Source organism: Sphingomonas sp. ABOLG (genome assembly GCF_003950435.1).
GTDB classification, from domain to species: Bacteria; Pseudomonadota; Alphaproteobacteria; order Sphingomonadales; family Sphingomonadaceae; genus Sphingomonas; species Sphingomonas panaciterrae.
The window spans coordinates 1-7,309 of sequence record NZ_QQWW01000033.1 but is presented as its reverse complement, the minus strand read 5'-3'; the positions used below and the strand labels follow the sequence as shown (position 1 = coordinate 7,309).

Sequence of the window (7,309 nt, the reverse complement as noted above, 5' to 3'; positions counted from 1 at the left end):
GGGGTGCGCCGGGCGGCGGGCTGGCGAGCGTGCTGCTTGCCGCGCTGGGCGCGCCGGGACGGGCGACGGGCGGGCCGGTGTCGCCCGGGCGGCCCTTCTGGGTCGGCGAGCGGGGGCCGGAATTGTTCGTGCCGACCGCGGCGGGATCGGTGCTGCCGACGCCCGGGCCAGCCGGCGGGGGCGGGCGCGACGTGCGGGTGAGCATCGCGATCAACGCCGCGCCCGAGGCGGCGCCGGCCGCGCTGGCACGATCGAGCCGGCAGGTGGCGCGTGCGGTGAAGGCCGCGCTGGCGGATCTGGAGGACTGACATGGCGCATTGCCTGGTGGCCGAGCGGCGGCCGCATCATGCCGCGGACGTGATCACGCGGTTCGACCCGACATTCTGGACGATCAACTTCCCGCGGCCGATGATGGCGGCGGTGACGACGACCGCGCCCGACGCGCTGCGGGTCGATTGCGCCTTTTACCGGCGTGACGATCTGGCGGGGCTGATCTGGGAGGCGGAGGATCGCCACGATCACCCTTTGCTGGCCTATGATACCGAGCGCGATTTTCGCGCATGCCGATTGTCGTTCCGCTGGCGATCGGGCGGGGTACGGCCGCTGGACGCGATCCACGGCCCGGTGCTGACGATCGAGGGGCGCGATGCGGCGGGCGTGGCGCGTGCCTGGTATGTGCGGCTGTGGAACTATGCCGTCGGAACGCCGGAGGATGCGGTCGTCGCGATCGACTTTGCCGACCTGACCGGCGGGTTCGACCTGCCGACCGATGCCGATCCGGTATGGGCGGGGGATGTCGACCGGCTGTTCATCTCGCTCGTCGCGCCGGGCTATGACGCGAGCGACGCGATGCTGGACGCGCCGGCCGAGGGCTGGGCGGAACTGAGCGCAATCCGTTGCGAGGGCGCGGGATCGGTGATCGGGATCGGCGATGCGGTGCTGCCCGAGCATGGGCTGCGCATCGCGAGCGGCTATGACGACAGCTATCACCTGACGCCGGCGCGGCTGCTGCGCAATGTGCTCCACCTCGGCTATCGCGGTGCGATCATCCATTATGTCGGGATGAGCCATTATTTTCGGCTCGACGCCGACATGATGGTGACCGGCGGGGTGAATGCGCCGTGCGCGGCGTGGCACCGATCCTTTGCGCAAGCGGCGGCGGCGCTTGGCCAGGACGTGATCTGGTCGCTGTCATACGAATTGTTCGATGCGCATTGCCCGGCGGACTGGAAGCAACGTGACGCCGATGGCGCCCCGGCGCTGACCGGGTGGGAGCCGCCGTCGACCCTGCTGTCGCCGGCCCATGCGGCGGCGATGGCGTATCTGCAGCGGATTGCCTGCGCCTTTGTCGCGATCGGGGTGGAGGCGGGGCTGCCGCCGCGGTTCCAGGTGGGGGAGCCATGGTGGTGGGTGCGGGCGGACGGGCGGCCGTGCCTGTATGATGAAGCCGCGCTGGCGCTGTTCGCGCCGGTGGCGATCGCCAGCGTGCGCGCATCGCTGACGGTGGCGCAATGCGACACGCTGGACCAGGCGGGGGCGGTGCTGGCCGGCTCCACCGCGGCGCTGTGCGCGGCCGTGGCGGCGGCGCATCCCGGGTGCGAGACGCATCTGCTGGCCTATCTGCCGACCGTGCTGGACCGCGCGGCGCCAGAGGCGAAGCGGATGAACCTGCCGATCGGCTGGGCGAGCCCGGCGTTCGATGTGCTTCAGCTGGAGGATTATGACTGGGTAACGGCGGGCGATGTCGCCTCGACCCGCGAGGGGGTGGCGCTGGCGAGCGCGCGGCTCGGCTATCCGGCGGCGCGGCAGGATTATCTCGCCGGCTTCGTGCTGTGGCCTGAGGACAAGGCGCAATGGGCGCCGATCGAGGCGGCGGCCGCAGTCGCGCGCGGGCGGGGCGTGCGCGGCGTGCATGTCTGGGCGCTGCCGCAGGTGATGCGCGACGGCTTCGTTCATTGGGATGCGCCGGGCGCGCGACACGGGGAGGACGGGGTGCAGGACTTTGACGATGTGCTGTTTCCGCTGGCGCTTGGCGCGGAGGCGGAGGTGACGCCGGAGTTCTCGACGGCGGTGGTGACGAGCGCGGGTGGGCGGGAAAGCCGCAATGCGAGCTGGGCGGGGGCGCGCACTCGCTATGACGTGGGGCCGGGGGTGCGCAGCGAAGCGGATATCGCGGCGCTGCTCGATTTCTTCCGCGCGCGGGTCGGGCCGGCGCGGGGATTCCGGTTGCGCGATCCGTTCGATTTCGCGGCGTCAGAGGTGGTGATCGGCAGGGGCGACGGGGTGACGCGCGGCTTTGTGTTGGTGAAGCACTACGGCGAGGCGGGCGATGCTCCCGCGCGGCGTATTACCCGGCCGGTAGCGGGATCGGTGCGGGTGCTGCTCGACGGGGTGGAGACGCAGGGCTTCACGGTCGAGCCGGGCGGGGTGGTGATGCTGGACGAGGCGCCCGCGGCGGGGGTCACGGTGCGGGCGAGCTTCGCCTTCGACGTGCCGGTGCGCTTTGCCGACGACCGGTTGAGCGTGACGCGCGCGACGTTCCTGGCGGGGGCGGCGCCGGCCGTGCCGCTGATCGAGGTGCATGAGGCATGAGCGATAGGCTGACCACCCTTGCCATGCTGTGGACGCTGGAGCGGCGCGACGGCGTGACGATCGGGCTGACCGATCACGACCGCGACCTCGTCATAGAGGGACGGCGCTATCACGCGGCGCCCGGCATGATCCCGGCGGCGATCCGGCGCAGCGATGGGCTTGATGCCGCGACCAGCGAGACGGAGGGGGCGCTGAGCAGCGCGGCGATCGCGGCGGATGACCTGATCGCCGGCCGCTGGGACGCAGCGCGGATCACGGTGGCGATCGTCGACTGGGCGCGCGGCGGGGCGCCGCTGGTGCTGAACAGCGGAACGATCGGCGCGGTAGAATTGGAGGTCGATGCGGCCGGCGGGGGCGCGTTTCGGGTCGAGCTTCACGGGCCGGCCGCTGCGCTCGACCGCGCGGTGGCGGAGGAGACGAGCGCGACGTGCCGCGCCAGCCTGGGCGATCGCCGATGCCGGGTGGCGATGGCCGGGCGGCGGCGGTTCGCGCGGGTGCGCGCGGTCGAGGGGGCGAGCGTGATGCTCGATCAGCGCGAACCGGTGGCCGATGCTTATGGCGGGGGCACGTTGCGCTGGATCGGCGGCGCCGCGTGCGGGCTGGAGCAGGCGATCCTGCAATCGGACGACGAAAATGTGACATTGTCCGCCGAAGCGGCGGTTGGGGCGGCGCCGGGTCTGTTGGTGCTGCTGCGCGAGGGGTGCGACAAGACGGTTGCGACGTGCGTGGCGCGGTTCGGCAATATCGTGAACTTTCGCGGGGAGCCGTACCTGCCCGGCATGGACCTGTTGACGCGCTACCCCGGCGCATGACCCGGGGAGAGCGCGTCGCGGCGGCGGCGCGGGCGCTGATCGGCGTACCCTTTCGGCTGCATGGTCGTGATCCGGCGATCGGGCTGGACTGCGTCGGCGTGGTGGCCGCAGCGCTGCGGGGCGCGGGGCACATCGGCCCGATGCCGGAGGGCTATGCGATCCGTTGTGGCAATGCGCAGGGCTACGCCGATTGCTGGCAGGGCCTCGCGCCGGCGGGGGGCGGGCAAGCCGGCGACATCCTGTTGTGCCGGGTGGCCGCGATGCACCTGCATCTGGCGGTGCGCACGCAGGAGGGGATCATCCATGCCGATGTCGGGCTGGGCCGGGTGGTGGCGCGACCGGGCGCGCCACCCTGGCCGATCGAGACGGCGTGGCAATTGGGGGAAGGTTGATGGCGACTTTGGTGCTGACGACTGTCGGCGGGCTTGCCGGCGGGCCGATCGGGGCGGCGCTGGGCGGCATGCTGGGCCAGGCGGTGGACCGCAATGTGCTGTTCCGGCCCAAGGGGCGACATGGGCCGCGCCTCAACGATCTGGCGGTGCAGACGTCGCGCTATGGCCAACCGATCCCGCGCCTGTTCGGGCGGATGCGCGTCGCGGGCCACGTGATCTGGGCGACCGACCTGGTGGAGCGGCGCGAGCGGCAGGGCGGGAGCAAGGGACAGCCGGCGATGACGCGCTACTCCTATTCGGCGAGCGTTGCCGTGGCATTGTCGGCGCGAGCGATCCGCGGCGTGGGGCGGATCTGGGCCGATGGCAACCTGTTGCGCGGAGCGGCGGGGGACTGGAAAGTGCCGGTGCAATTCCGCCTGCACCTGGGTAGCGAGGATCAGGCGGCCGACCCGCTGATCGCGAGCGCCGAGGGTGGCGAAAATGCGCCGGCCCATCGCGGCATCGCTTATGCCGTATTCGAGGATTTGCCGCTGGAGGCGTTCGGCAATCGCATCCCGTCGCTGACGTTCGAGGTGATTGCCGATGATGAACCGGTGCCCGCCGCTACGATCGCGCAGGCACTGGCGCCCGCGGTGATCGCGAGCATGCCGGGTGACGAGGCGGCGATGCTGCCGATCGATGGCTTTTCCGCCTATGGCGACAGTGTCCGGTCGGTGATCGAGACGCTGGCCGAGGTCGCGGGTGCCTGGTTTGTTCCGATCGGTGACCGGGTGGCGATGCGCGGTGACCCCGCGCCGACGCGGATGCTGGCGGCGGGAGCGGGGCAGCGGCGGATCGCGCCGCCCGCGCGCGCGCCGCACGCCATGACGGTCAGCCATTATGACCCGGCACGCGATTGGCAGGCCGGCGTACAACGCGCGGCTCGTCCCGGCGCACTTGGGCCGGCGATGTCGATCGATCTCGCCGCGGCGCTGCCGGCGGAGCGCGCGCGGGCGGTGGCAGAGACGATGCTGGCGCGCACCTCCAGCGCGCGCGCCACGCGGCGGATCGTCACGGACATCGCGGCGGTCGACGTGTTGCCGGGAAGCGTGGTGTCGCTGTCCGGCGAGGCGGGGGCGTGGCGTGTGCGATCGGCGGAGATCGAGCGATTTGCCGTGACGATCGAGCTGGTGGCCTTGCCGCCGCCGGTGGTTGCGCTGCCGGCCGCGTCGGGGCGGGTGCTTCGCCAGGTGGATGTGCCGGCGGGGCAGACGATCGTGCACGTCGCGGAACTGCCCGCCATGATGGGGGAGGGCGCCGGTCCGACGATCGCCGTCGTCGCGGCGGGCAGCACGCCGCATTGGCGACGCGCGATGATCCATCACAGCATCGACGATGGCGCGAGCTGGACGGCGGCGGGGGCAACGCCGGCCGCCGGAACCATCGGCACGATCGTGGCCGCAGCATCGGCCGCGCCCGCCACGCTGGTCGATCGCCGCACCGTGATCGAGGTATCGTTGGCGCATGACGGCATGATGCTGACGAGTATGGACGCGGCAGGGCTGGATCGCGGCGGGAACCTGGCGCTGGTCGGTGACGAGTTGCTGCAATTCGGAAGCGTCGAGCAGGTCGGGGCGGGTCGCTGGCGGCTCTCCGATCTGTGGCGCGGACGGTTCGGGACGACGCCGGCCTTGCTGGCACCCGGGGATCGCTTCGTGATCCTGGAGCGGGAAGCGATGCTGCGGATCCTTCCTCTCACGGGCGCCGGTGGAACCGTGCGCGTCATGGCGCGGGGGGTCGGGGATGAGCAAGGTGTGGAGGCCGCGGTGCGGCTGACCGGCGCTGCGAGCCTTCCGCTGGCGCCGGTGCATCTGTCGGCGGACATCCGCGAGGGGGCGCTCGCCCTGCGCTGGCGCCGCCGCAGCCGCGTCGATTGGTGGTGGCGCGACCATGTCGACGTGCCGCTTGGCGAAGAGCGCGAGGCCTATGAGGTTACCGTCACCACTGCGATCGCCAGCCACATTGTCGTGACGGCGGTTCCGTACGTGACGGTGCCGCTGAGCGCGCTGAACGGCGCGCCGCTGCGGGCCGCGGTGCGGCAGATCGGCAGCCTCGGCGCATCCTCGCCCGCAACGCTGACCCTGGGAGATGATGAATGATGGTGAACACCACGGCGCGCTGGGCGCTGCCGCTGCTGCATGCCGGACAGGCGCAGAAGGAACTCGACCACAATGAAGCGCTGGCGCTGATCGATCTTGCCCTTCACGCCTGCGTCGAGGCGATCGGGGTCGATGTGCCGCCGAGCGCGCCGGTGGACGGGCAATGCTGGATCGTCGGGGCGGAACCTGTCGGCGACTGGGCGGGACAGGCGCTGGCGCTGGCGGGATGGACGGCGGGCGGCTGGCGCTTCGTTGGCCCGCGCGACGGCATGGCGGTGGCGTGCCGCGAGGGCGGGGTGATCGCGCGCTTTGGAAACGGTGAATGGGTGGCCGGGGCAGTGCACACAACCGGTGTTTTCGTCGGCGGAACCCGCGTGCTCACGACGCAACAGCCCGCCATCGCCGACGCAACCAACGGAACTAACGTCGATTCCGCCGCCCGGGCCACGCTTTCCCTTGTTCTGGAGGCGCTTCGGGCGCACGGTTTGATCGCCCGCTGAGGGTGTGGCAAACCCGCAACAGTCGCTTCTTTTTGTCGTCTTGCGTGGAAACTATCCCTTCTTTACTGAGTTAGCGCTGTCCGTAGTGACACCATGGAAAGGGGAATATTATGCGGAAGCTTGCCGTAGTTCTGGCATTCGCTTCTACCGCACTCGCCTCGCCTGCACTTGCCCGCGACAACGCGTGGTACGTAGGCGCCGAGTTCGGTGGGATGATCGTCGAGGACATCGAGTACGACATCACCGCCGCCACCAGCGGCACCGGCACCGTCGATAGCAAGTACGGCTATGACGTCGGTGGCGTGACCGGTTACGACTTTGGCAGCTTCCGCTTGGAAGCCGAAGTCGCCTACAAGTCGGCTGTGGTTGACGGCTATTCGTCGACCGTCGGTACGCCGGTTCTCGGCGCCGCTGGGCCGGGTATCGCGGCTCCGGGCACCTATGACTATGCTGGCGGCCGTACCTCGGCGCTGAGCTTCATGGTCAACGGCCTGCTCGATTTCGGCGACGACGACAGCATTCAGGGCTTCATCGGCGGCGGTGTCGGCGTGGCGCGAGTCAAGTCGCGTATCGCGCTGAACCAGCGTGGCAGCTTCCTCGATGACTCCGACACCGTGTTCGCATGGCAGGGCATCGCGGGCGTTCGCGCACCGCTGACCGACAACCTCGATGCAACGCTGAAGTATCGCTTCTTCAACGCCAGCAACGTGAAGCTGGTCGACGTGGCGAACCGTGGCTTTGACGGTCGTTTCCGGTCGCACAGCATCCTGGGCGGTCTGACCTACAACTTCGGCGAGCCGGTTGCACCGCCGCCGATGAAGCCCTGAATGCTGTCGTCGTCGCCGAAATCGAGCAGGCCGTTGACCATGAAGCTC

Annotated in this window: 6 protein-coding genes and 1 pseudogene; all 7 read left to right on the top strand. The window is 70.4% G+C overall.

Going from position 1 to position 7,309, the window contains the following annotated elements; translation table 11 throughout:
• A pseudogene (locus CA236_RS18310) lies at positions 1 to 308 on the top strand (tail tape measure protein); the annotation flags it as partial.
• A 1-nt stretch (position 309) separates the two neighbouring features.
• Positions 310 to 2,592 (top strand): DUF2460 domain-containing protein, encoded by a 2,283-nt coding sequence (locus CA236_RS18305; RefSeq protein ID WP_125946694.1) that lies wholly within the window; start codon positions 310 to 312, stop codon positions 2,590 to 2,592.
• Positions 2,589 to 3,404 (top strand): DUF2163 domain-containing protein, encoded by an 816-nt coding sequence (locus tag CA236_RS18300; RefSeq protein ID WP_125946693.1) that lies wholly within the window; start codon positions 2,589 to 2,591, stop codon positions 3,402 to 3,404. Before CA236_RS18305 ends, CA236_RS18300 begins: the two co-directional genes overlap by 4 nt.
• Positions 3,401 to 3,796 (top strand): hypothetical protein, encoded by a 396-nt coding sequence (locus tag CA236_RS18295; protein ID WP_046406541.1) that lies wholly within the window; start codon positions 3,401 to 3,403, stop codon positions 3,794 to 3,796. The genes CA236_RS18300 and CA236_RS18295 overlap by 4 nt, the downstream gene beginning before the upstream one ends.
• Complete coding sequence (locus tag CA236_RS18290; RefSeq protein ID WP_125946692.1) at positions 3,796 to 5,934, top strand: phage tail protein; 2,139 nt, start codon at positions 3,796 to 3,798, stop codon at positions 5,932 to 5,934. Before CA236_RS18295 ends, CA236_RS18290 begins: the two co-directional genes overlap by 1 nt.
• A complete protein-coding gene (locus CA236_RS18285; RefSeq protein WP_046406538.1) occupies positions 5,931 to 6,434 on the top strand; it encodes a DUF2793 domain-containing protein in 504 nt (167 codons plus the stop codon). Before CA236_RS18290 ends, CA236_RS18285 begins: the two co-directional genes overlap by 4 nt.
• Positions 6,435 to 6,544: 110 nt before the next feature.
• Positions 6,545 to 7,261 carry an outer membrane beta-barrel protein gene (locus tag CA236_RS18280; protein WP_125946691.1) on the top strand — a complete coding sequence of 239 codons (717 nt, stop codon included), beginning with the start codon at positions 6,545 to 6,547 and terminating at the stop codon, positions 7,259 to 7,261.
• Positions 7,262 to 7,309: the final 48 nt, after the last annotated feature.

Excerpts from the sequence above, each read along its gene's own strand:
- CA236_RS18300 (WP_125946693.1), top strand. The coding sequence starts at position 2,589 with ATGAGCGATAGGCTGACCACCCTTGCCATGCTGTGGACGCTGGAGCGG.
- CA236_RS18285 (WP_046406538.1), top strand. The coding sequence starts at position 5,931 with ATGATGGTGAACACCACGGCGCGCTGGGCGCTGCCGCTGCTGCATGCC.
- CA236_RS18295 (WP_046406541.1), top strand. The coding sequence starts at position 3,401 with ATGACCCGGGGAGAGCGCGTCGCGGCGGCGGCGCGGGCGCTGATCGGC.
- CA236_RS18280 (WP_125946691.1), top strand. The coding sequence starts at position 6,545 with ATGCGGAAGCTTGCCGTAGTTCTGGCATTCGCTTCTACCGCACTCGCC.
- CA236_RS18305 (WP_125946694.1), top strand. The coding sequence starts at position 310 with ATGGCGCATTGCCTGGTGGCCGAGCGGCGGCCGCATCATGCCGCGGAC.
- CA236_RS18290 (WP_125946692.1), top strand. The coding sequence starts at position 3,796 with ATGGCGACTTTGGTGCTGACGACTGTCGGCGGGCTTGCCGGCGGGCCG.